Below are 19,185 nucleotides of genomic sequence, written 5' to 3'. Positions count from 1 at the left end.
GCCACGATGGCAAGGCACGCAGACCCTTTCGCGTCAGAGATAGCGAGCCGCGAGGCAGATTGCCAGCACCCGCCTTCGCGCGCTTGGCTAGGGTGCAACGTCCTTGGTCGGAAAGCCGCATGATGTGCCGAGGTTGCGGTAGGCTTTAGTGAAGCCGTCCATCGGAATGCTGGCGAAAGCCTCTTTGCCGAAAGCGACATCGAGCGAGGTGACTTTGCGCATGGCTCGCAAGAGCGCGAGACTGGTCTTGGGCTGGTTGTCGACCGTCCAGCTGGGACGGCCGTTCACGGCATCGTTCGAATAGACGGTGGCGGAAACCTTGACGCCAGGATCACCAAAAGTCGCGGCGATCTTCTTGCCAGTGGGCAGGTTCCGGTTGTCGACAATAAGCATGATGGCCGGGTAGGCGTCCGGCGGCATGGCGTCGCCGTTCGAGATCGACAGCGTCAGCGTGCCCGAATTGCCGCTGGCATCGAAAAAGGCAGTCGAAGCGGCGCAGGTCTTGCGCGCATCCTGCCCGGTGTCGAGCGTATCGACGATGGTTGTCCATCTGCCGAACGTAGCGGTGGCGGGCATTTCTGGGGCGGGTTGGGTCTGCGCAAGGGCAGCGCCGGGCAATGTCAGGAAAACGGCCAGCAAGCCATGGGCGCCAAGGATGGCGGGGCGGAAATTACGCATCGTCTGGTCTCCAGTTCGGCGCGTCGACCGATCGGGGGTCGGCGCGCCGCTGGCGGATAAGAGATGACGCGTGGCGCGAGGTCAACCGAGATAAGGGTAGAGCGGGAATCGATCGGTCAGCGCCACGACCTTGGCCTTGACCGCGGCCTCGACCGAGGCATTGCCCTCATCGGAATTGGCGGCCTTGAGGCCATCCAGCACCTCGGCGATCAGCTTGCCTATTTCGCGGAACTCGGCCTGGCCGAAGCCGCGCGTTGTGCCGGCGGGCGTGCCGAGCCGCACGCCGGAGGTGACGAAGGGCTTTTCCGGGTCGAAGGGGATGCCGTTCTTGTTGCAAGTGATGTTGGCGCGCCCAAGCGCTGCTTCGGCGCGCTTGCCGGTGGCATTCTTGGGGCGCAGGTCGACCAGCATCAGGTGGTTGTCGGTGCCGCCCGACACGATGTCGAGGCCAGTCTCCTGTAGGCTGGACGCCAGCGCCTTGGCGTTGGCGGCGACGCTCTCGGCATAGAGCTTGAAGCTCGGCTTCAGCGCCTCGCCGAAGGCAACCGCCTTGGCGGCGATGACATGCATCAGTGGTCCGCCCTGCAGGCCGGGGAACACCGCCGAGTTCATCTTCTTGGCGATCTCCTCGTCGTTGCACAGGATCATGCCGCCGCGCGGGCCGCGCAGCGACTTGTGCGTGGTGGTCGTCACCACATGGGCATGCGGCAGCGGCGAGGGATGCACGCCGCCGGCGACGAGGCCGGCGATGTGGGCCATATCAACCATGAGGTAGGCGCCGACCGCATCGGCGATCTCGCGAAAGCGCTTCCAGTCCCAGATGCGCGAATAGGCGGTGCCGCCGGCCAGGATCAGCTTCGGCTTCGTCTCATGCGCCGTCTTCTCGATGGCGTCCATGTCGAGCAGGTGGTCGTCCTTACGCACGCCGTAGGACACGACCTTGAACCATTTGCCGCTCATGTTGACTGGCGAGCCGTGCGTCAAATGCCCGCCGGAATTGAGGTCGAGGCCCATGAAGGTGTCCCCCGGCTGCAAGAGAGCCAGGAACACCGCCTGGTTCATCTGGCTGCCGGAATTGGGCTGCACATTGGCGAAGTTGCAGCCGAATAGTTTTTTCGCGCGCTCGATCGCCAGCTCCTCGGCGACATCCACGAACTGGCAGCCGCCATAGTAGCGCTTGCCCGGATAACCCTCGGCGTATTTGTTGGTCATGATCGAACCCTGCGCTTCGAGCACGGCGCGCGAGACGATGTTCTCAGACGCGATCAGTTCGATCTCGTGGCGCTGGCGTCCGAGTTCGTTGCGGATCGCGCCGAAAATTTCCGGATCGGCATCTTCCAGCGTGGTTTCGAAGAAGGATTCGAATTTGTTCGACGCTGCCGCTGCTGTTGCCATGGCCTGAATTCCTTAGGTCCGGAGGTCGGTTTTGTCTTGCGCATGCCGTTGTCCCAAACCCCTGCACATTTTTGTGTGACAGGATTGGGTTCGCCGCGCCATTAACACAGTTGTTTTCGCCTCGCCACGTTTGCGGCGCGAAATTTGCTGGCCCGATTGCGGCAAGCAGAGCGGCGAACCGTTATTTCCTGTCGCGCCGCTGCTTCAGAAGAGCCTCGGTCAAGGTGATCTCGGAAAACAGCGCCCGCATCGTATGGTCATTGATCTCGCGGCTGAGAAACATGGCGCGTAGCGCGGCGCGCTCGGCTTCTATGCCGGCCGCCCTGAGTTCAAGCTCCAGACGGCTCGCCTCACGCGCCTCGGCACGCGCTTCGTCGGCCTCGTCGGAGGCGGCGATGCGGCGCCGGTAGCCGGCGACGATGCTGTCGGCAACGGCGAGCCGTGCCTCGACGGCCCCGCCCTCGCCTGCCTCATTGGCGATGCTCTCGATCCTGGCGATCGCCGCATTGGCTGCGCCGACCCGCGCCCGGCGCTCCTCGGCCGCTGCCGGGTCCTCGCCCGGTTCGACCAGCCCGCGAGCGATCTTCGGCAGCGCGAGGCTGGCGATGGCCAGCGAGCAGATGATGACCCCGGCGGCGAGGAAGATCACCACGTCGCGGGCCGGGAACGGCGAGCCGTCCTGCAAGGTGAGCGGCAGCGACAGGATACCGGCCAACGTGATCGCTCCGCGCACGCCGGCGACCGATCCGGCGAGCCGCACGCGCAGGCCGAACGGCTCGGCCTTTCGCTTGCCGAGCCGCGCCGCCATGGCGCCCGCCATGTCGCCGATCCATATCCACAGGAAACGCAGGCCGATCAGGCAAAGGGTCAGCAGCAGGACTGTCAGCACCGGCTCGATGATCCAGTGCCGGCTGGACAACTCCGGCGGCACCTTACGGATGATATCGGGAAATTGCAGGCCAAGCAGGATGAAGAGCGCGCCGTTGAAGACGAAGGACAGCGTCGACCACAGCGACATCGTCTGCATGCGCGCCGAGACACCGAGAAAGCGGAACATGCCGGAAACTCCGGTCAACAGGCCGGCGGTGACCGCCGCCAGGATGCCCGAGGCGCCGATATGCTCGGCGCCGAGATAGGAGACGAAAGGCACCAGGATCATGACCAGAACCTGCGCCTCCGCCGGCACGCCGCCGATGCGGTTGAGCAGTTGCAGCGCCTTGGCGGCAACGAACAGCGCCGCCATGCCGGCGAGGATGCCGGCAGCCACGGCATAGAGAAAGCTCAGCGAGGCCGCGGCGAAGGAAAAGCTGCCGGTCAATGCCGCCGCCACGGCAAAGCGGAACATGACTAGGCCCGAGGCGTCGTTGAGCAGCGACTCGCCTTCCAATATATGCATCAGCCGCGCCGGAACGATGTTCCTGTCGACTATGGAAGACACCGCCACCGCGTCAGTCGGCGACAGCACCGCGGCGAGCGCGAAAGCGACGACGAGCGGGATGCTGGGCACCAGCCAATGCAAGGCGTAGCCAAATCCGACGATGGTGAAGAAGACCAGTCCGATGGCAAGGTCGAGGATGGGGCCACGCAAGGCGACAAGCTCGCGCTTGGGCGCAGCAAAGGCATCGGCGAACAGAAGCGGCGGAATGAATACGAGCAGGAACAGTTCCGGATCGATCTCGACATGCAGCCCGCGCGCCGGCCAGGCCAGCGCAGCACCCATGGCGATCTGCAGCACCGGCAGCGGCAGCCGCACCAGCCGCACCAATGCACCGGAAAGCGCCACCAGGACGAGCACTACGAGGATGAAGACGGCAACTTGCATGGTCCGATTTCCGGCAGTTTTGCCGACCATGCGCAATCGCCCGCGCTTCGTCCAGCCGGAGCGCGCCTACGCAGAGTTGGAGGTCAGCGGCGGTGTGAACGGCCTGGCGGCGACGACAGAAAAGGCCGCTCAAGAGCGGCCTTTTCCCTGAATAATCAATTGCTTAGAGCGACGAAGTGATCTGCAGCTCGTTGTTTCCGTCGAGGCCATATATGTCGTCGCGGAACTGGACGACGCCGGGGCCCGTCGACCAGGCCGAGAGATAGAGGAAATGCACCGGCACCGGGTTGGTGACCTGGACCGGCGTGTTTTCGCCGGTCTTGATCGCAGCCTCGAAATGCTGACGGTCCCAGCCGGGCGTGTCGCGCAGGATCCAAGTGACGAGGTCGCGCACGTTCTGCACGCGTACGCAACCCGAGGAATCGAAGCGCATCATCTTGCCGAACAGGCTCTGCTGCGGCGTATCGTGCATGTAGACGCCGTCCGGGCTCGGGAAATTGATCTTCACCGACGCCATGGCGTTGTCCGAACCGGGATCCTGGCGGAAACGGTACTTGGCCGCGTCGTCGGTCGACCAGTCCACATTCATCGGATCGACTTCGCTGCCATCTGGCGCAAACAGGCGAATATGGCTGTTCTTGAGATAATCGGGGTCCTTGCGCATCAATGGGATGATGTCCTTGCGCACGATCGACACCGGCGCGTTCCAATATGGATTGACGATGATCTCGTTGATCTTGGAATTGACGATCGGTGTCTGGCGATCGATCTTGCCGACGATCGCGGTATGGCGAAGCACGACGCGATCGTTCTCGACCGCCTCGACCTGCGCTGCCGGAATATCGACCAGCACATAACGGCTGCCAAGCGTGCCCGCCTTCTCCTTCAATCGCTGGAGATTGGTTTGCAACTGGCCGAGCCGGATCTGCGCCGAAACGTTCATCGCCGCGTAGGTATATTTGCCCAGCGCTCCGTCGGCCGGCAGGCCGTGGCGCAATTGGAAGCGCTTGACCGCCGAGTCGACATAGGAATCGAAGGCCGTCGAGATGCCGGCGCTCTGCGACAGGTCGCCGGCGACCATCAGGCGCTTGCGCAGCGGCACGACATCGGGATCGTCGACGCCGAGCTGCAGTTTCTTGGTCGCGGGAACCTCGACCCAGCCGCCCTGCCCGACAATGTTCTGGTACTGCGCCACAGCCTGCTCGGTGAAGGCGACGGTCTGCGGGCTGAAGATCGGCAGCGTCGAGGCCACCTTGCCGCCTGCGCTGGCGCGGGCGTCGAACTGATCGTCCCAGTTGCCGCGCGCCGAGGACTTCAGGATGTCCCCGATCACATCCTGCGCGCTGGCGCGGCCGGCAACAACGGCGGCTGCGAGCGCGGAGGCTCCGGAAAGGAAGAAACGGCGGCTGGTTCTCATGGACGTTCCAGACATTTGTAGCAGTTCGAACACTTGCTGCGTTGATCATCGGGCGATCTCGCCCGCACTCTAAAATTGGCAATCTTAACAATTAGCCAACCATGGTCCGCATCACCTCGGTGTGAAAACGCGCAAGGCTACGCGGCTGCGGGTGAACTCATGGTCTTCACCACAGCATCACTGCCATCTTCGGTTCCATTGGAATATGGCGGCAACGTGGCCTTGGCCCGCAATTTGCTTCGGCCAGCGCAACGAAAAGAAAAGACCGATGCTTTTCGGCACCGGCCCTGACTGGAGGTCGCTGTTGCGGCCGCGCTTCTGTGGCGCGGCTTCTGATTGGGGATGTGGCTTACATCCGGTAAGCGATGGTGTCGTTCCAGAAGCGGTCGAGGCGCTGGAGGGCGCGGTTCATCTGCTTGAATTCGTCGGTGTTGATGCCGCCGACCTGCTCGATCGAGCCGACATGGCGCTCATAGAGACCGGCGACCACGTCCGCCACCTCGTTGCCCTTCGGCGTCAGCGAGACGCGGACCGAACGACGGTCGATGCGCGAGCGCTGGTGGTTGATGAAGCCGAGATCGACAAGCTTCTTGAGATTGTAGGAGACGTTCGAGCCGAGATAGTAGCCCCGCGAGCGCAACTCGCCGGCAGTCAGCTCCGAATTGCCGATGTTGAAGAGCAGCAGCGCCTGGATGGCGTTGATGTCGGAACGGCCATTGCGGTCGAACTCGTCCTTGATCACGTCGAGCAGACGGCGGTGCAGGCGCTCGACCAGTTGGAGCGATTCCATGTAAAGGGAACGGATTGCCTCGCGGCGATCGTCGGAAACGTTGGCGGTCTTTGCCGCCGGACGCGAATTGATCATTGTCTTTGCCTCTCGTTTGTCGCCCTGGTGATTTTTTGTTTTTCACCTTGATCGCGACACTATCGAATACTCATAAAATTCGACTTAAACGCCAAGGCTAACAAGAGCTTACCGGTAATAGGTTTCGCAAGACGCTTAACGAACGGTCACTCGAGCAAGGATAATTAACCTAAAGATTTAGCCAATGATTTCAGGGCGAAATCCGATCCGCCGGATCGCCGGCGGCGCGTGCCGGCTTCAGGTCCGGGGCGACCGCTTCTGCAGATAGATGACGAGGCGGAAAACGACATAGAGCAGCGCCACCCCCGCATGCGAGACGACGATGAGCGGGCGGTGGCCGAAGAGTTCGGGAAAGCCGGCATACATGACGATCTCCGTCGCGGCGCAGATGAACCAAATCACCGGCCCCCAGGAAGCCAGCATCCATAGGCCGGCTGCGGCAAAGGGAAAAAACACGGCGAGCATCACCGCTGTCACCTGCCAGTGGACCGGCATCAGGTCGAAGCGCCACAGCGAGCCGGGATAGAAGCCGATAAGCCTGATCCAGTACAGGATACCGAACAGCAGGCAGTATCCTGATATGATTCGCTGGAACCAGGCGAAGATAACCTCCACCCCTGAAGGCTGAAGCACGACGCGTCTGGACGTCACCTCACTCATAGCGCGAGTTCCCGTTCACCGAGCGAGGAAAAATAGGCATCGACATCCGCGTCGTCGACCGCATCGAGGGTTGCCGGCAGCCATTGCGGCTTGGAACCCTTTTCGATGATGGTGGCGCGTATGCCTTCGTAGAAATCGTGGCCCGCGAGCATCCGGTTGAGGATGCGGAACTCCATCTTCATGCATTGATCCATCGGCAGCGTCAGGCCGGCAGTGATCTGGCGCCAGGCGACACGAAGGCTGGTCGGCGAGCGCGTCAGGATCGTCGCCAGCGTCCTTGCCGCAAACTCATCGCTCCCTGCCGCCTGCTCCAGGCTGCCGATGATATCGGCAAGCGACGCCTGCGCGAAGTGATGGGCGATCGCCTCCAGCACCTGCCTGTCCGTCTCGCGCTTCGCCGGGATGAAGAAGCCGCGCAGCACCGATTCGGGATCGCCGGTGGCGGCGAGTTGGTCGAGAAAGCCAGCCTGGTCCTGCGCCTTGATCGTATGCGTGGCCAGCCCGGACCACAACGCGTCGCCATAGCGGATACGATTGCCGGTCAGCGCCAGGTACATGCCGAAGGAACCGCCAAGATCGGGCAGCAGATGGCTGGCGCCGACATCCGGGAAAAAGCCGATACCCACCTCCGGCATGGCGAACTGCGCATTTTCCGTCATCACCCGGTGCGATCCATGAAAGGAGATGCCGACGCCGCCGCCCATGACGATGCCGTCGATCAGCGCCACATAGGGTTTTTTGAAACGCGCGATCTGGGCGTTCAGCCGATACTCGTCGGCGAAGAACTCGACAGGCGGCTTACCGGCCCGGCCGGCCTCATAGATGTGGAGAATGTCGCCGCCGGCCGAAAACGCCCTACCCTCGGCCTTGACGACGACGACATCGACGCTCCAGTCCCGCTCCCAAGCGTGCAATGCCTTGGCGAGTGCATTGACCATGCCGTGCGTGACCGCATTGAGTGCCCGCGGCCGCGTCAACGTGACGATGCCGGCCCGGCCCAGATGTTCAAAGCGGATCTCGTCGCCTCCGCCAAAATCCATCGTGAAAGAATCCCTCCCCCGCTCCGCCGGGACTGAAGTGCTAAAGCGTGGCCCATGGCCGCGTCAATGCCGGCATGCCGGCAGCGCGTCTTGGCTCGTGCCGGAGCCTAGTGCTAAAAGAGCCGTTGTCGCCGCAACGCCGGGAACCGCACGGCGACTGCGCAGCTGTAGCGGGTTTCCAATGGGGTGTTGCTCATGGCTGGATTTGCGCGCCTCGTGCCGATGACGATCGGGCTGATCGTCATTTGCCTGGCTTTGCAACCGACCCTGGCGGCAAGCCTCGCCGATCTTTACCAGTCGCAGACCATCGTCAACGGTCGGTACGAGAAGAACCGCCAGGCCGGCTTCAAACGTTGCCTCGACGCGGTTCTGGTCCGGGTTTCCGGCGACCAGCGCCTGCCGGCGAAACCGGAGATGGCGGCGCTGCGCGACAAGGCCGGCAGCTTCGTGGCGGCCTTTCGCTACCGCGATCGCATGGAAGGCATTCCCAACCATGACGATCAGGGCACGTACGATCGGCCTCACAATCTCTACTGCCAGTACAGCCCGGCGATGATCGATCCGGTGCTGGCTTCGCTCGGCAGCAGGCCATGGCTGACCGAAAGGCCACGGCTGGCGGTGTTCTTGTCGACCGAGCGCGGCGTCAAGCATTTCGCGCTCGATGCCGATGACGAGCGCGGCGTGCTGATGCGCGAGTCGTTCGGCAATGCCGCCGCGCCGATCGCCATGCAGGTAACCTTCCCCACGGCAGCGCTGCTGTCGAAGGCGGGGCTGGACGACAGGATCATGCGCGACGCCGACATGGCGAAGCTGGACACGGTTGCGAAAATGGCCGGCGCCGACCAAGCGCTTTCCGGCAGCATCGTCTGGAGCGGTAAGGAGTTGGGCTGGATCGCCGACTGGCGGCTGGCGAAGGCCGGCAAGACCTATGCCTGGCAAGTGCGCGGCGTCGGCTTCGACGAGGCGTTCCGCGTCGGCATGCGCGGTGCGGCGCAGATCCTTTCGGGCAATGGGCAACCCGAATAGAGACCCGATCGGATTGCTGGCACAAACGTGTCGCATTGGTCAGCACCACGGGTGCGTGATAAAAGCCGGCCAAACGAGAGTTTTGGCGATGAACAGATTCACCCCCGCAAAACCTGCCGGCGCGCGCAGCGTCGACGACATCACCGGCAGCCGCCGCTTGCGACGCATGCGCAAGGCCGACTGGTCGCGGCGCCTGGTGCAGGAGAACAGGCTTTCCGTCGACGACCTGATCTGGCCGATCTTCGTCGTCGACGGCAGACAAGTGCGCGAGCCGATCGCCGCCATGCCGGGCGTCTTCCGCCTGTCGATCGATCTTGCCGTCAAGGAGGCCGAACGCGCGGCGAAGCTCGGCATCCCCGCGCTCGCCACCTTTCCCAATGTGGACATTTCGCTGCGCGACCAGACCGGCTCGCATATCCTCGACCCCGACAACGTCATCAACCGCGCCACGCGCGCGATCAAGGACGCGGTGCCTGAGATCGGCGTCATCACCGACGCCGCGCTCGACCCGTTCACCAGCCATGGTCATGACGGCATCCTGCGCGACGGCCTCATCGTCAATGACGAGACGGTGGAACAGGTAACCGCGGCGGCCGTCATACAAGCAGCGGCCGGCGCCGACATCATCGCGCCGTCCGACATGATGGACGGCCGCATCGGCGCCATCCGCGACGCGCTCGACGCAAACGGTTTCCAGGACGTGGCGATCATGTCATATGCAACGAAATTCGCCTCCGCCTTCTACGGGCCGTACCGCGAGGCGGTCGGCACGGCCGGCCTGCTCAAGGGCGACAAGAAGACCTATTACATCGACCACGCCAATTCAGACGAAGCGGTGCGCGAGGCCGAGCAGGACCTGGCCGAAGGCGCCGACATGCTGATGGTCAAGCCCGGCCTGCCCTATCTCGATATCATCCGCAGGCTGAAGGACGAATTTGCGATGCCGACCTTCGCCTACCAGGTGTCGGGCGAATATTCGATGATCAAGGCGGCGGGCGCCAATGGCTGGATCGACGGCGAAAAGGTCATGCTGGAATCGCTTCTTGCCTTCAAACGCGCCGGCTGCGACGGCATTTTGACCTATTTCGCCCCTGAGGTGGCGGAGATGCTGAGAGCATAGTTTCCCCAGCGCCTTCAAACCATATGCTCTTCATGGACCCACCGGCAAATGAGCCGGTATAGCGGCTGTCTCGGCAACCGCCATTTTGGCATCCGCACCAACCATCAGGCAACACTCTGGACATCGCATAGGCGAAGTACGGATATGCATCTTTTCGATCGCGGAAAATACTACTTGCAATTTGCAATCGGTTTGCTAGAAAGTAACTGCTTGCAAAATACAACTGGTCTGAGGAGGCTTTCCATGTCCAGACTTCGCGTCAACGCATTCACCTTGTCGCTCGACGGTTACGGCGCCGGTCCCGACCAGGATTTGAAAAACCCGCTCGGCGTCGGTGGGGAAGCCCTGCACAAATGGATGATCGGTACCCGCACCTTCCGCAAGATGGTGCTCGGAGACGATGGCGGCACAACCGATATCAACGAGGCGTTCGCGGCGCGCAGCTTCGAGAATGTCGGCGCCTGGATCCTCGGCCGCAACATGTTCGGGCCGATCCGCGGCGAATGGCCTGACGAAAACTGGAAGGGCTGGTGGGGCGACAACCCGCCCTATCATGTGCCGGTCTTCGTGCTGACCCACCATGCGCGCGAGCCGATCGTCATGGAGGGCGGCACGACCTTTTACTTCATTACGGATGGCATCCATTCGGCGCTCGAGCAGGCAAGGGCAGCGGCCAATGGCAGCGATGTGCGGGTCGGCGGCGGCGTCGCCACCATCCGGCAGTACCTCCAGGAGAGGCTCATCGACGAGATGCATCTGGCGATCTCGCCGGTGCTGCTCGGCTCCGGCGAGCACCTCTTCGCCGGGATTGATATGCCGAAGCTCGGCTACGCGTGCAGCGAACAAGTAGCGACGCCGCTTGCCACGCATGTCGTCATCAAGCGGACTTAGGAATTAGTTGTCTGCGACAGTGGGAATTGGCAACCCTTGGTGCAGATCCTTTCTCCCCGTCACTATACGGGGAGAAGGACAAACTCTCGTTCAATACTTCTCGGGCACGTAGAGCTCGCGCGGCAGCACCTGGCGCTCGTATTCGGGATTGAAGACCCGCTCGGGCAGCGTGATCTCCTCGTGCGGCACCTCTTCATAGGGAACCTGCTGCAAGAGGTGGTCGATGCAGTTCAGCCGGGCGCGCTTCTTGTCGTTGCCCTCGACGATGAACCAGGGCGCCTCCGGAATGTTGGTACGGGCGAAGGTCTCTTCCTTGGCCTTGGTGTACTGTTCCCAGCGCACCCGCGACTGCAGGTCCATCGGCGACAGCTTCCACTGCTTCATCGGATCGTGGATGCGCATCAGGAAGCGCATCTGTTGTTCCTCGTCGGTGATCGAGAACCAGTATTTGACCAGCGTGATGCCCGAACGGACCAGCATGCGCTCGAACTCCGGCACGTCACGGAAGAATTCCTCCACCTGATCGGGCCCAGCGAAACCCATCACCCGCTCGACGCCGGAACGGTTGTACCAGGAGCGGTCGAACAGAACGATCTCGCCGCCGGCCGGCAGGTGCGGCACATAACGCTGGAAATACCATTGCGACGTCTCTCGCTCGGTCGGTGCCGGAAGCGCCACGACGCGGCAGATCCGCGGGTTGAGCCGCTGGGTGATGCGCTTGATGACGCCGCCCTTGCCAGCCGAATCGCGGCCTTCGAAGATCACCACAAGCTTCTTCTTGTGGTAGGCGACCCAGGATTGCAGCTTGATCAGCTCGGATTGCAGCCCGATCAGGTCGCGAAAATACTGCATGCGGTCGATAGAAGGCGGATGCGCGTTCTTGTAGATCCTGGCGATCTCCAGCGACAGCGCCGGTTCCGACATCTCCAGTTCATAGTCCTCGTCGAGCGTGTCGGCGAGTTCGGCTTCCAGCCAGTCCCGGGCGCCGGACTTGGGTATGGATTCATTCATCGGTGTTCCTCCATCTGCAAGCTGCCGCCTCCGGCAACGACCGGGCGCACTGGTCGCGTCCTGACGGCGGCGCGCAACGCCCTGATCGACTGAGTATAGGCCGGCAATGACGGTTTTATTGCAGGGGCACGCCACGGCCGCTCATCGGTGTGCTGGGGCCGGAGGGCGACAAGCCGCACGGATTGTCCTACAAATCCAGCAACCTGATCGGGCCATTCTTCTCAATCGCGAGGACTGACATGGAATACCGCACTCTCGGCCGTTCCGGCCTGAAGGTTTCGGCGCTGACGATGGGCACCATGACCTTTGGCGGCGCCGGCCCGTTCGCGGCTGTGGGCAACAGCGATCTCGCCGAGGCGAAGCGCATGATCGATTTGTGCATTGATGCCGGCATCAATCTCATCGACACGGCCAATGTCTATTCGGACGGCCTGTCGGAGGAGATCATCGGCGAGGCACTCGGCGGCAAGCGCAGGAACGACGTGCTGATCGCCTCCAAGGCGCGCATGCGCATCGGCGACGGCCCCAATGACGAAGGCCTGTCGCGCCATCATTTGATCCGCGAATGCGAGAAAAGCCTTAAGCGGCTCAAGACCGACGTCATCGATATCTATTTCCTGCACGAATGGGACGGCGTGACGCCACTCGAAGAGACCATCGCCGCGCTCGACACGCTGGTCGGCCAGGGGAAGATCCGCTATATCGGCTGCTCCAACTATTCCGGCTGGCAGGTGATGAAGGCGCTCTCCATCAGTGACACCCGCCATCAGCCGCGCTTCGTCACCCAGCAGATCCACTACACGCTCGAAGCACGCGAAGCCGAATACGAGCTGCTGCCGATCTCGGTCGACCAGGGATTGGGCGTGCTGGTGTGGAGCCCACTGGCGGGAGGCCTGCTGTCGGGCAAGTATCACCGTGACAACCCGACCGCGCGCCAGGTCGCCGGCTGGTCCGAACCGCCAATCCGCGACGAGGACCGGCTGTGGCGGATCGTCGATGTGCTGGTCGAAATCGGTAAGGCCCGCGGTGTGTCCGCCGCACAGGTGGCGCTTGCCTGGCTGCTTGGCCGGCCGGCTATCAGCTCGCTTGTGATCGGCGGGCGCAACGAGGCCCAGTTCAGGGACAATATCGCGGCGGCCAGCCTGACGCTGGCCGGCGAGGAACGTGATCGCCTCGACGCGGTCAGCCGCCCGCCCCTGCTCTATCCCTATTGGCATCAGCAGCTGACGGCAAAGGAGCGTTTCGGCGCCGCCGACCTTGTGATCGACCGAAGCAGCTTATAGGAACCCTGGTGCCGGCTCCGAGACGTCGGAAGGCGAACGACGCGTAGTCAGCCCACAAGAACAGCAAAAAAGGAGCCGCTATGGCACGAGCACCAAATTACGATCAGGAACGCAAAGAACGCGATCGCCAGAAGGCGGCCAAGAAGGCCGAAAAGCTGGCGGCCAAGGCTGCGGCGCGGGAGCGTCAGAAACCCGAGACTGACGCCGAGATTGAAACAGAGGAATGACGGCGCGCGCGGCGGCAATCCGGCCTGGATCAGGCCGGCGCCTTGTCGCTGACGAAGACGTCCACTTCACGCGCCGCCGCGATAAAGGCGCGCCTTGCGTTCATGGCCGGCTTGTCGCCGGCCAGCGCATCGTGGCAGGCCTGCAGCGCCGCGCGATGCTTGGGGGTGCGCTTGCCGGGCCAGCTGTTCATGAGATAGTCGGAAGCCTCGCGGGCCGAGCGTAAGAGCTGTGTACTTCCCGCCGTGACTGATTTGACGGTCACGGGTACTTCAAATCGGTTGTTTTCCATCGCCCGGTCCTACGCCATCGGCGTCCGCGAAGCGAGGCCGAAAGTGGGGCTCGGGGCCGGTGGTCCTTTTTTCGGCGGCGAGTGGCCTGCCCTGCAGGCCGCATTATGCCGCCACGACGGCAAATCCCCTGGCGCGAAGGCCGCGGCGATCATTGGCCAGCGACGTCAACAGACGGTCGCGACTGCCCACGATATGCTGCGAGAGCAAGCGCGCGGCTTCCTGTGCATCGCCGCTCCGCACGGCGGCCAGGATGGCATGATGTTCGGCCCAGGCGCGGCCAAGGGCCGCTCCATCGCGTACCTCCAGCCAACGGGCGCGCGAAAGCCTGGTCATCGCGTCGCGGACGGCCCGAAACAGGAATTCATTGCCGGACAGTCGCGCCAGCTCGATGTGGAAATCCATGCCGACGCGATGCCATTCCTCGCGCGGAGTGTCGTCGTCGCAGGAGACGAGCATAGCCTCGATGACATCGACGGCACTTCTGTCGGCAAGCCCGCATGTCAGCCGCAAGGCCGCGACCTCGACCGCTTCGCGGTAGACCGCGATCTGCTCGAGTTCGGCTAGGTTGATGGGCGAGACCGTCCAGCCGCGCCCGTCCCTGCCGACCAGCCCTTCGGTTTCGAGCCGCAGCAGCGCAGCCCTGACCGGCGTGCGCGAGGCGCCGAAGCGGCTTTCGATCCAGCGCTCGGTGAGTTTCTCACCCGGGCCGATCTCAAGTCCAAGGATCATCTCGCGGAGCTGCCGTTCGACGTTGTGCATCTGCGACATCGTTGTTGCCTTTTCACGTGCCCGCATTGACAGCGGTCGGGCTGTGGGTCCATGACGGATACCGACTTGGTATCCCAAAATGGTATCCACAACAATCCCTGACACACGCAGGCACGGCATGACGCAGAACGATACGGAACAGGGCGGCTACAATATCCACTGGCGGCGCAATCTCGCCGTCTGCTTCGCGGGTTCGTTCAGCACGCTCATCGCCATGACCCTGCTCTTGCCGTTCCTGCCGCTCTATGTCGAGCAACTGGGCGTCGAGGGCCATGCGGCGATCGTGCAATGGTCGGGCATCGCCTATGGGGCGACCTTCTTCGCGGCGGCGCTCGTTGCGCCGTTATGGGGACGGCTCGGCGACCGCTACGGCCGCAAGCTGATGCTGGTGCGCGCCTCCTTCGGCATGGCGATCTGCATGTCGCTGACCGGAATGGTCGAGACGGTCTGGCAATTGGTGCTGCTGCGCCTGCTGATCGGCTTTGCCGGCGGCTATTCCTCCGGCTCGACCATATTGGTGGCCATGCAGACGCCGAAGGACCGCTCCGGCTGGGCGCTCGGTGTCTTGTCCGCTGGCATCACGGCAGGTTCGCTGGTCGGCCCCTTGCTCGGCGGCGCGCTGCCGCCGGTAATCGGCATCCGCGCGACCTTTCTGTTGTCCGGCGGCGTCATCTTCCTTGCCTTTCTGGCGACGACATTCCTGATCAAGGAGAACCAGCGCCCGCAAGCAAGCAAAGCCGCGACGGCGGCAAAGCCGAAGAGCGGCTGGTCGCAAATTGCCGACAAGCGTCCGGTCGTGGCCATGCTGACGACCGGCATGCTGCTGGCCTTCGCCACCATGTCGATCGAGCCGATCATCACCGTCTATGTGCAGCAGCTGATCGAGGACCAGAGCCGGGTGACGCTCGTTGCCGGCGTGGTGATGTCGGCGGCCGCCCTTGGCGCAATCCTGTCGGCGTCATGGCTTGGCAGGCTCGCCGACCGCGTCGGTCACTGGAACGTCGTCGTCGGCGCGCTGGCCGTGTCGGCGCTGCTGCTCATTCCGCAGGCCTTCGTCACCGACGGCTGGCAACTGATCGGGCTGCGCTTCCTGATGGGCCTGGCGCTCGGCGGTTTGCTGCCTTGCATCACCAGCGTCATCCGCCACAACATTCCCGACGGCGTCGGCGGCAACGTGCTCGGTCTTTCGATCTCGGCCCAATATGTCGGCCAGGTCGCCGGACCGCTTGCCGGCGGTTTCGTCGGCGGCCATTTCGGCATGCGGGCGGTGTTTCTCGGCACGTCGGTGCTGATGGCGCTCGGCGCGGTCTACAACTGGATTGTCCAGGCGCGGCGGACGCGGAATATGTTGATGGAAGCGGGAAAGCCCTGACGAACTGCCCAGCCGATCAACCGAAGGAGCGTCGACATGAACCTGACCGAAACGACCGGCAGCCGTCTGCTTGTGCTCGCCGCCGGCATCGTGGGCGCGGCCGGCGTGGCGCTGTCGGCGGCCGCCGCACATCTCGGCGGCGCCTTCACCGGTACGGCGGCATCGTTCCTGCTGATGCACGCACCGGTGTTTCTCGCCGTCGGTCTCCTCGACGCGAATCGCCCGCTGCGGTTAGCCAGCCTGGTGCTGCTCGTCGGGCTCGTGCTTTTCACGGGCGATCTTCTCGCCCGCGATTTTCTCGGATCGAGGCTGTTTCCGATGTCGGCGCCGATCGGAGGCACCCTGCTCATCGCAGGCTGGCTGACCATAGCTGTCTCCGCCGTGGTGCGTCGGCGACCCTGAGATGCGCGGCCGGTTTCAATCCCGGCGACGTTCAAGTCGGATCCAAAGATCGCGGTTGCGCGCCGAGAGCGTCGCGCGGCGCGGCGCCTCTGGCCGCTCCGCGGCCGTGCCGATACCCCAATAATTGCGATAAATGTCGTCGAACAGATGCTTCATGGGATGCATGGCTCTTCTCCTCTTGATTTGAATTGAATCGATCCAATAGGCCGACGCAAAAAATTCACGCCAGTCAGCTCCGCTTGCGCGCCACCAGGAAGCGCAGATCGCGAATCCACGGGCTTGTTCCGCCGCGGCGCTTGGACTTGTTGGCGGCCGACCCGATGCTCCAGTCGTTGCGGTAGATGTCTTCGAACAGATAGTTAACAGGATGCATGGCGCACCTCCCATCTAGGTTTAATCCAGCAGGCAGATCTTAGTTGGATCGATTCAAAGATAGGCCTATGGAAGCCGCCGGTCAAGCAAAATTTGAATCGATCCAACGAAAATGCTAGATGCAAATCGGGAACGTGCTAAATGCATGTCAGGAGGCACGCGCAAATGGCGTCACTCACCGCAGGCAATCGACGACCCGTCCGGCTGGCCGACATCGCCAAGGCCGCCGGTGTTTCGCATGGCACTGCCTCCAATGTTTTCAGCCGCCCCGAGATCGTGCGCGAAGAGGTCCGCGAACGCGTTCGCGCGACAGCCGAGGCGATGGGCTATGCCGGCCCCGACCCCAAGGGCCGCCTGCTGCGGGCCGGCAAGGTCAACGCCATTGGCGTGGCCACCGCGGAGCCCCTCTCCTATTTCTTCGAGGATCCCTTCGCGCGCGTGATGATGGCGGGTATCTCGCAGGCCTGCGATGCGACCGGGGCCGGGATCTCATTGGTCTCGGCGGCCAACACCGAACAGCTTGCCTGGAATATCCAGAGCGCCCTTGTCGACGGCTTCATCGTCTTCTGTATCGAAGGCGGCTCGCGCCTTGTCGAATTGGCGCGTGAGCGCAAACTGCCGTTCGTGGCGCTGGATCTGGATTCGGAAGACGGGTCCGTCGCGGCGATCGGCGTCGACAACATCGCCGGCGCCAGCCTGGCGGCGCGCCATCTGACGGAACTCGGGCATCGCCGCTTTGCCGTGCTGGCGCTGCCTTTCGCCGACGGCAGGACAGGCATCATTTCGCCCGAGGAGCTTCGCGCCGCGGCCTATGCGGGGACACGCGATCGCCTCACCGGCTACTTCCGGGAGCTTTCGCGGGTTGGCATCGATACATCCAAAGTGCCCGTCTACGAAACCGCCAACGATGCCGCCACCACAAAGGCGGGGCTGGAAACGATCTTTGCTTCCGGCGAACCACCCACGGCCATCCTGGCGATGTCGGACAGGATGGCCTTGGCAACGCTTGAATGGCTGAGCGCGCGCGGGCTGAATGTCCCCGATGATGTTTCGGTCATCGGTTTCGACGGCGTTCCCGAAGCAGCGCTATCCGAGCCGCCACTGACCACCGTCGCACAGCCGATCGCCGAGATGGGCCGGCTTGCGGTCAAGGCGATCCTGGAAAACGACGGCAAGGTCAGTCGGCAATTGCTGCCGGTCGAACTGATCGTGCGCGCCTCCTCGGCTCCACCGCGCCGCTGAACCGGCTCGCCGACCTCAGCGGTTGGCTCTAGCCACGGCCGAGATACCGAACGACGCCTGGACGGGCTTGGCGTCCTTTTGCGTCGTCCTGGCTTTCCCCGAACCCCCGATGGTCGACAACCATTCGAGGTAGAAAGCGAGCGCGAACTGCATGGCGATGCCGGCGGCGAGCAGCAGGCTGTCATAGGCGAGGCCGCCGGGATTGATCAGTTTCATCACCTGGGCAACCATGGCGATCAGCGTGCCGGCGATGAACACCGGCAGCGAACGCTTGCCGAGTATCGCCAGCGGATGGTCGGGGCCGGTGCGGAACAGGTTCGAGACCGCAGGCAGTGCCACCACCAGATAGCTGACCGCCAGGATGTGCAGCAGCCGCGGGAGCGACAGGAATGTCTTGTCGAAGCCGGTCAGCACCACCGGCAGGTCGAACCAGGTCACCTGGCCCCAAAGCGGACTATGCACCCATGCCAACGCGGCCAGCACATAGGCCGCGGCGGCACCGATCAGCCAGCGGTTGGCTGGAATGACGCCGCCGCGCCTGACATGCAGCATGGCGGCAAGGCCGATGTTGAACAGGAACTGCCAGGACAGCGGATTGAGGAACCAGAGGCCGGGCTCGGGATAGTTCGGCGGGGCGATCTGCCAGATGCCGGCAACAAGCCACAGCAGGCCGGACACGGTCAGCGCTGCAAGCGGCCTGTGGCTGATGAACAGCAAGAAGGCCGGCGCCAGCAAAAGCAGCACCGCGTAGACCGGCAGGATGTTGTTGTAGCCGAGTTGGTGGCCGAGCGTGACGATGCCGACCAGCACCTCGGGCGTGTCCTTCATCAGCGGTTCGATGTTGATCAGCTTCAGCAGTTCCGGCCGCCGGCCGAACACCGCCGCGGCACAGAACAATGCCATTACCGCCATCGTGGTGACGATATGGGCGATATAGAGCACGCCTGCCCGCCGCCACATTTTCAGCGTCGCGAGCAGCCGGCCTCCCGGGCGGAACTTCGTGCCATAGGCAAGCGCGACCGAAATGCCCGATATCAGCACGAAAGCCTCGGCCGCATCCGAAAAGCCGAAATTCTTGTAGGTCAGGGTGTCGAAAGCCGTGCCCGGCACATGGTCGACGAAGATCGTCAGCAGCGCGAGCGCACGCAGCACATCGATGCGCGTATCGCGCTCGGTTGGAACTGGGGTGGTCATCGACAAAAGGCCTCAAAGCTGGTTGTTCATGCCCAGCAATGCGACCCCCGGCGCACCGCTTCGATTCCTCCGCGATGGAGTATATCGGCGCAGAAACGGACTGAAATGC

At 63.2% G+C, this 19,185-nt stretch carries 21 protein-coding genes; 8 read left to right on the top strand and 13 right to left on the bottom strand.

Annotated elements, in window-relative coordinates; all coding sequences use genetic code 11:
- Positions 1–87: 87 nt before the first annotated feature.
- From FJ490_RS04460 to FJ490_RS04430, 7 genes are all read right to left on the bottom strand, one after another.
- Entirely contained in the window at positions 88–678 is a 591-nt protein-coding gene (locus tag FJ490_RS04460; RefSeq protein WP_140728258.1) for a hypothetical protein, read from the bottom strand.
- An 81-nt stretch (positions 679–759) separates the two neighbouring features.
- A complete protein-coding gene (gene glyA, locus FJ490_RS04455; protein WP_140494046.1) occupies positions 760–2,073 on the bottom strand; it encodes a serine hydroxymethyltransferase in 1,314 nt (437 codons plus the stop codon).
- 181 nt (positions 2,074–2,254) lie between these two features.
- Positions 2,255–3,895: a Na+/H+ antiporter gene (locus FJ490_RS04450; protein WP_140515693.1), complete on the bottom strand. Its 1,641-nt coding sequence runs from the start codon at positions 3,893–3,895 to the stop codon at positions 2,255–2,257.
- Positions 3,896–4,058: 163 nt separating this feature from the next.
- Complete coding sequence (locus FJ490_RS04445) at positions 4,059–5,312, bottom strand: murein L,D-transpeptidase (protein WP_140494050.1); 1,254 nt, start codon at positions 5,310–5,312, stop codon at positions 4,059–4,061.
- A 349-nt stretch (positions 5,313–5,661) separates the two neighbouring features.
- Entirely contained in the window at positions 5,662–6,177 is a 516-nt protein-coding gene (locus FJ490_RS04440; RefSeq protein ID WP_013896002.1) for a winged helix DNA-binding protein, read from the bottom strand.
- Positions 6,178–6,414: 237 nt separating this feature from the next.
- The gene (locus FJ490_RS04435) at positions 6,415–6,837 is read right to left on the bottom strand and encodes a DUF6163 family protein (protein ID WP_140665439.1); all 423 of its coding nucleotides are present in this window, start codon (positions 6,835–6,837) and stop codon (positions 6,415–6,417) included.
- The gene (locus FJ490_RS04430) at positions 6,834–7,877 is read right to left on the bottom strand and encodes an enoyl-CoA hydratase/isomerase family protein (RefSeq protein WP_140521769.1); all 1,044 of its coding nucleotides are present in this window, start codon (positions 7,875–7,877) and stop codon (positions 6,834–6,836) included. The genes FJ490_RS04435 and FJ490_RS04430 overlap by 4 nt, the downstream gene beginning before the upstream one ends.
- A gap of 195 nt (positions 7,878–8,072) precedes the next feature.
- On the opposite strand from FJ490_RS04430, the gene FJ490_RS04425 reads away from it, so the two are divergent.
- From FJ490_RS04425 to FJ490_RS04415, 3 genes are all read left to right on the top strand, one after another.
- Positions 8,073–8,903, top strand: coding sequence for a DUF2066 domain-containing protein (locus FJ490_RS04425; RefSeq protein ID WP_140728257.1), 831 nt, complete (start codon positions 8,073–8,075; stop codon positions 8,901–8,903).
- Between the two features lie 88 nt (positions 8,904–8,991).
- On the top strand, positions 8,992–10,023 hold the full coding sequence (hemB, locus tag FJ490_RS04420; protein WP_140728256.1) for a porphobilinogen synthase: 1,032 nt from the start codon (positions 8,992–8,994) through the stop codon (positions 10,021–10,023).
- 243 nt (positions 10,024–10,266) lie between these two features.
- The gene (locus tag FJ490_RS04415; RefSeq protein WP_140521763.1) at positions 10,267–10,914 is read left to right on the top strand and encodes a dihydrofolate reductase family protein; all 648 of its coding nucleotides are present in this window, start codon (positions 10,267–10,269) and stop codon (positions 10,912–10,914) included.
- Positions 10,915–11,004: 90 nt separating this feature from the next.
- Here the strand turns inward: FJ490_RS04415 and ppk2 are convergent, their stop codons facing one another.
- Positions 11,005–11,925 (bottom strand): polyphosphate kinase 2, encoded by a 921-nt coding sequence (gene ppk2 / locus FJ490_RS04410; RefSeq protein ID WP_140494062.1) that lies wholly within the window; start codon positions 11,923–11,925, stop codon positions 11,005–11,007.
- A 239-nt stretch (positions 11,926–12,164) separates the two neighbouring features.
- Between ppk2 and FJ490_RS04405 the strand changes: the two genes are divergently transcribed.
- Both FJ490_RS04405 and FJ490_RS04400 read left to right on the top strand, forming a co-directional pair.
- Positions 12,165–13,208, top strand: coding sequence for an aldo/keto reductase (locus FJ490_RS04405; protein WP_140494064.1), 1,044 nt, complete (start codon positions 12,165–12,167; stop codon positions 13,206–13,208).
- A gap of 80 nt (positions 13,209–13,288) precedes the next feature.
- Complete coding sequence (locus FJ490_RS04400; RefSeq protein WP_140494066.1) at positions 13,289–13,435, top strand: hypothetical protein; 147 nt, start codon at positions 13,289–13,291, stop codon at positions 13,433–13,435.
- Positions 13,436–13,464: 29 nt separating this feature from the next.
- Here the strand turns inward: FJ490_RS04400 and FJ490_RS04395 are convergent, their stop codons facing one another.
- Positions 13,465–13,725 carry a DUF982 domain-containing protein gene (locus FJ490_RS04395; RefSeq protein ID WP_140494068.1) on the bottom strand — a complete coding sequence of 87 codons (261 nt, stop codon included), beginning with the start codon at positions 13,723–13,725 and terminating at the stop codon, positions 13,465–13,467.
- Positions 13,726–13,828: 103 nt separating this feature from the next.
- On the bottom strand, positions 13,829–14,494 hold the full coding sequence (locus tag FJ490_RS04390; RefSeq protein ID WP_140494070.1) for a GntR family transcriptional regulator: 666 nt from the start codon (positions 14,492–14,494) through the stop codon (positions 13,829–13,831).
- Positions 14,495–14,612: 118 nt separating this feature from the next.
- Here FJ490_RS04390 and FJ490_RS04385 point away from each other — a divergent pair, with 118 nt between their 5' ends.
- Both FJ490_RS04385 and FJ490_RS04380 read left to right on the top strand, forming a co-directional pair.
- Complete coding sequence (locus FJ490_RS04385) at positions 14,613–15,866, top strand: multidrug efflux MFS transporter (RefSeq protein ID WP_140521761.1); 1,254 nt, start codon at positions 14,613–14,615, stop codon at positions 15,864–15,866.
- Between the two features lie 36 nt (positions 15,867–15,902).
- Positions 15,903–16,268 (top strand): DUF423 domain-containing protein, encoded by a 366-nt coding sequence (locus tag FJ490_RS04380; protein ID WP_140521759.1) that lies wholly within the window; start codon positions 15,903–15,905, stop codon positions 16,266–16,268.
- A 15-nt stretch (positions 16,269–16,283) separates the two neighbouring features.
- Here the strand turns inward: FJ490_RS04380 and FJ490_RS32575 are convergent, their stop codons facing one another.
- Positions 16,284–16,433 carry a hypothetical protein gene (locus tag FJ490_RS32575; protein ID WP_181165119.1) on the bottom strand — a complete coding sequence of 50 codons (150 nt, stop codon included), beginning with the start codon at positions 16,431–16,433 and terminating at the stop codon, positions 16,284–16,286.
- Between the two features lie 64 nt (positions 16,434–16,497).
- Entirely contained in the window at positions 16,498–16,641 is a 144-nt protein-coding gene (locus FJ490_RS04375) for a hypothetical protein (RefSeq protein ID WP_140494076.1), read from the bottom strand.
- A gap of 164 nt (positions 16,642–16,805) precedes the next feature.
- Between FJ490_RS04375 and FJ490_RS04370 the strand changes: the two genes are divergently transcribed.
- Complete coding sequence (locus FJ490_RS04370) at positions 16,806–17,882, top strand: LacI family DNA-binding transcriptional regulator (RefSeq protein WP_140650034.1); 1,077 nt, start codon at positions 16,806–16,808, stop codon at positions 17,880–17,882.
- 15 nt (positions 17,883–17,897) lie between these two features.
- Here the strand turns inward: FJ490_RS04370 and FJ490_RS04365 are convergent, their stop codons facing one another.
- Positions 17,898–19,076, bottom strand: coding sequence for an OpgC family protein (locus FJ490_RS04365; protein WP_140728255.1), 1,179 nt, complete (start codon positions 19,074–19,076; stop codon positions 17,898–17,900).
- Positions 19,077–19,185: the final 109 nt, after the last annotated feature.

Source organism: Mesorhizobium sp. B2-5-11, assembly GCF_006440835.1.
GTDB lineage: Bacteria > Pseudomonadota > Alphaproteobacteria > Rhizobiales > Rhizobiaceae > Mesorhizobium.
The sequence above is the reverse complement of the archived record's forward strand: the minus strand, read 5'-3'. Positions and strand labels throughout refer to the sequence as shown.

Coding starts and splice junctions, on each gene's coding strand:
- FJ490_RS04460 (WP_140728258.1), bottom strand. CDS start 678: ATGCGTAATTTCCGCCCCGCCATCCTTGGCGCCCATGGCTTGCTGGCC.
- FJ490_RS32575 (WP_181165119.1), bottom strand. CDS start 16,433: ATGCATCCCATGAAGCATCTGTTCGACGACATTTATCGCAATTATTGG.
- hemB (WP_140728256.1), top strand. CDS start 8,992: ATGAACAGATTCACCCCCGCAAAACCTGCCGGCGCGCGCAGCGTCGAC.
- ppk2 (WP_140494062.1), bottom strand. CDS start 11,925: ATGAATGAATCCATACCCAAGTCCGGCGCCCGGGACTGGCTGGAAGCC.
- FJ490_RS04425 (WP_140728257.1), top strand. CDS start 8,073: ATGGCTGGATTTGCGCGCCTCGTGCCGATGACGATCGGGCTGATCGTC.
- FJ490_RS04440 (WP_013896002.1), bottom strand. CDS start 6,177: ATGATCAATTCGCGTCCGGCGGCAAAGACCGCCAACGTTTCCGACGAT.
- FJ490_RS04385 (WP_140521761.1), top strand. CDS start 14,613: ATGACGCAGAACGATACGGAACAGGGCGGCTACAATATCCACTGGCGG.
- glyA (WP_140494046.1), bottom strand. CDS start 2,073: ATGGCAACAGCAGCGGCAGCGTCGAACAAATTCGAATCCTTCTTCGAA.
- FJ490_RS04445 (WP_140494050.1), bottom strand. CDS start 5,312: ATGAGAACCAGCCGCCGTTTCTTCCTTTCCGGAGCCTCCGCGCTCGCA.
- FJ490_RS04390 (WP_140494070.1), bottom strand. CDS start 14,494: ATGTCGCAGATGCACAACGTCGAACGGCAGCTCCGCGAGATGATCCTT.
- FJ490_RS04415 (WP_140521763.1), top strand. CDS start 10,267: ATGTCCAGACTTCGCGTCAACGCATTCACCTTGTCGCTCGACGGTTAC.
- FJ490_RS04375 (WP_140494076.1), bottom strand. CDS start 16,641: ATGCATCCTGTTAACTATCTGTTCGAAGACATCTACCGCAACGACTGG.
- FJ490_RS04395 (WP_140494068.1), bottom strand. CDS start 13,725: ATGGAAAACAACCGATTTGAAGTACCCGTGACCGTCAAATCAGTCACG.
- FJ490_RS04400 (WP_140494066.1), top strand. CDS start 13,289: ATGGCACGAGCACCAAATTACGATCAGGAACGCAAAGAACGCGATCGC.
- FJ490_RS04405 (WP_140494064.1), top strand. CDS start 12,165: ATGGAATACCGCACTCTCGGCCGTTCCGGCCTGAAGGTTTCGGCGCTG.
- FJ490_RS04365 (WP_140728255.1), bottom strand. CDS start 19,076: ATGACCACCCCAGTTCCAACCGAGCGCGATACGCGCATCGATGTGCTG.
- FJ490_RS04450 (WP_140515693.1), bottom strand. CDS start 3,895: ATGCAAGTTGCCGTCTTCATCCTCGTAGTGCTCGTCCTGGTGGCGCTT.
- FJ490_RS04435 (WP_140665439.1), bottom strand. CDS start 6,837: ATGAGTGAGGTGACGTCCAGACGCGTCGTGCTTCAGCCTTCAGGGGTG.
- FJ490_RS04430 (WP_140521769.1), bottom strand. CDS start 7,877: ATGGATTTTGGCGGAGGCGACGAGATCCGCTTTGAACATCTGGGCCGG.
- FJ490_RS04370 (WP_140650034.1), top strand. CDS start 16,806: ATGGCGTCACTCACCGCAGGCAATCGACGACCCGTCCGGCTGGCCGAC.
- FJ490_RS04380 (WP_140521759.1), top strand. CDS start 15,903: ATGAACCTGACCGAAACGACCGGCAGCCGTCTGCTTGTGCTCGCCGCC.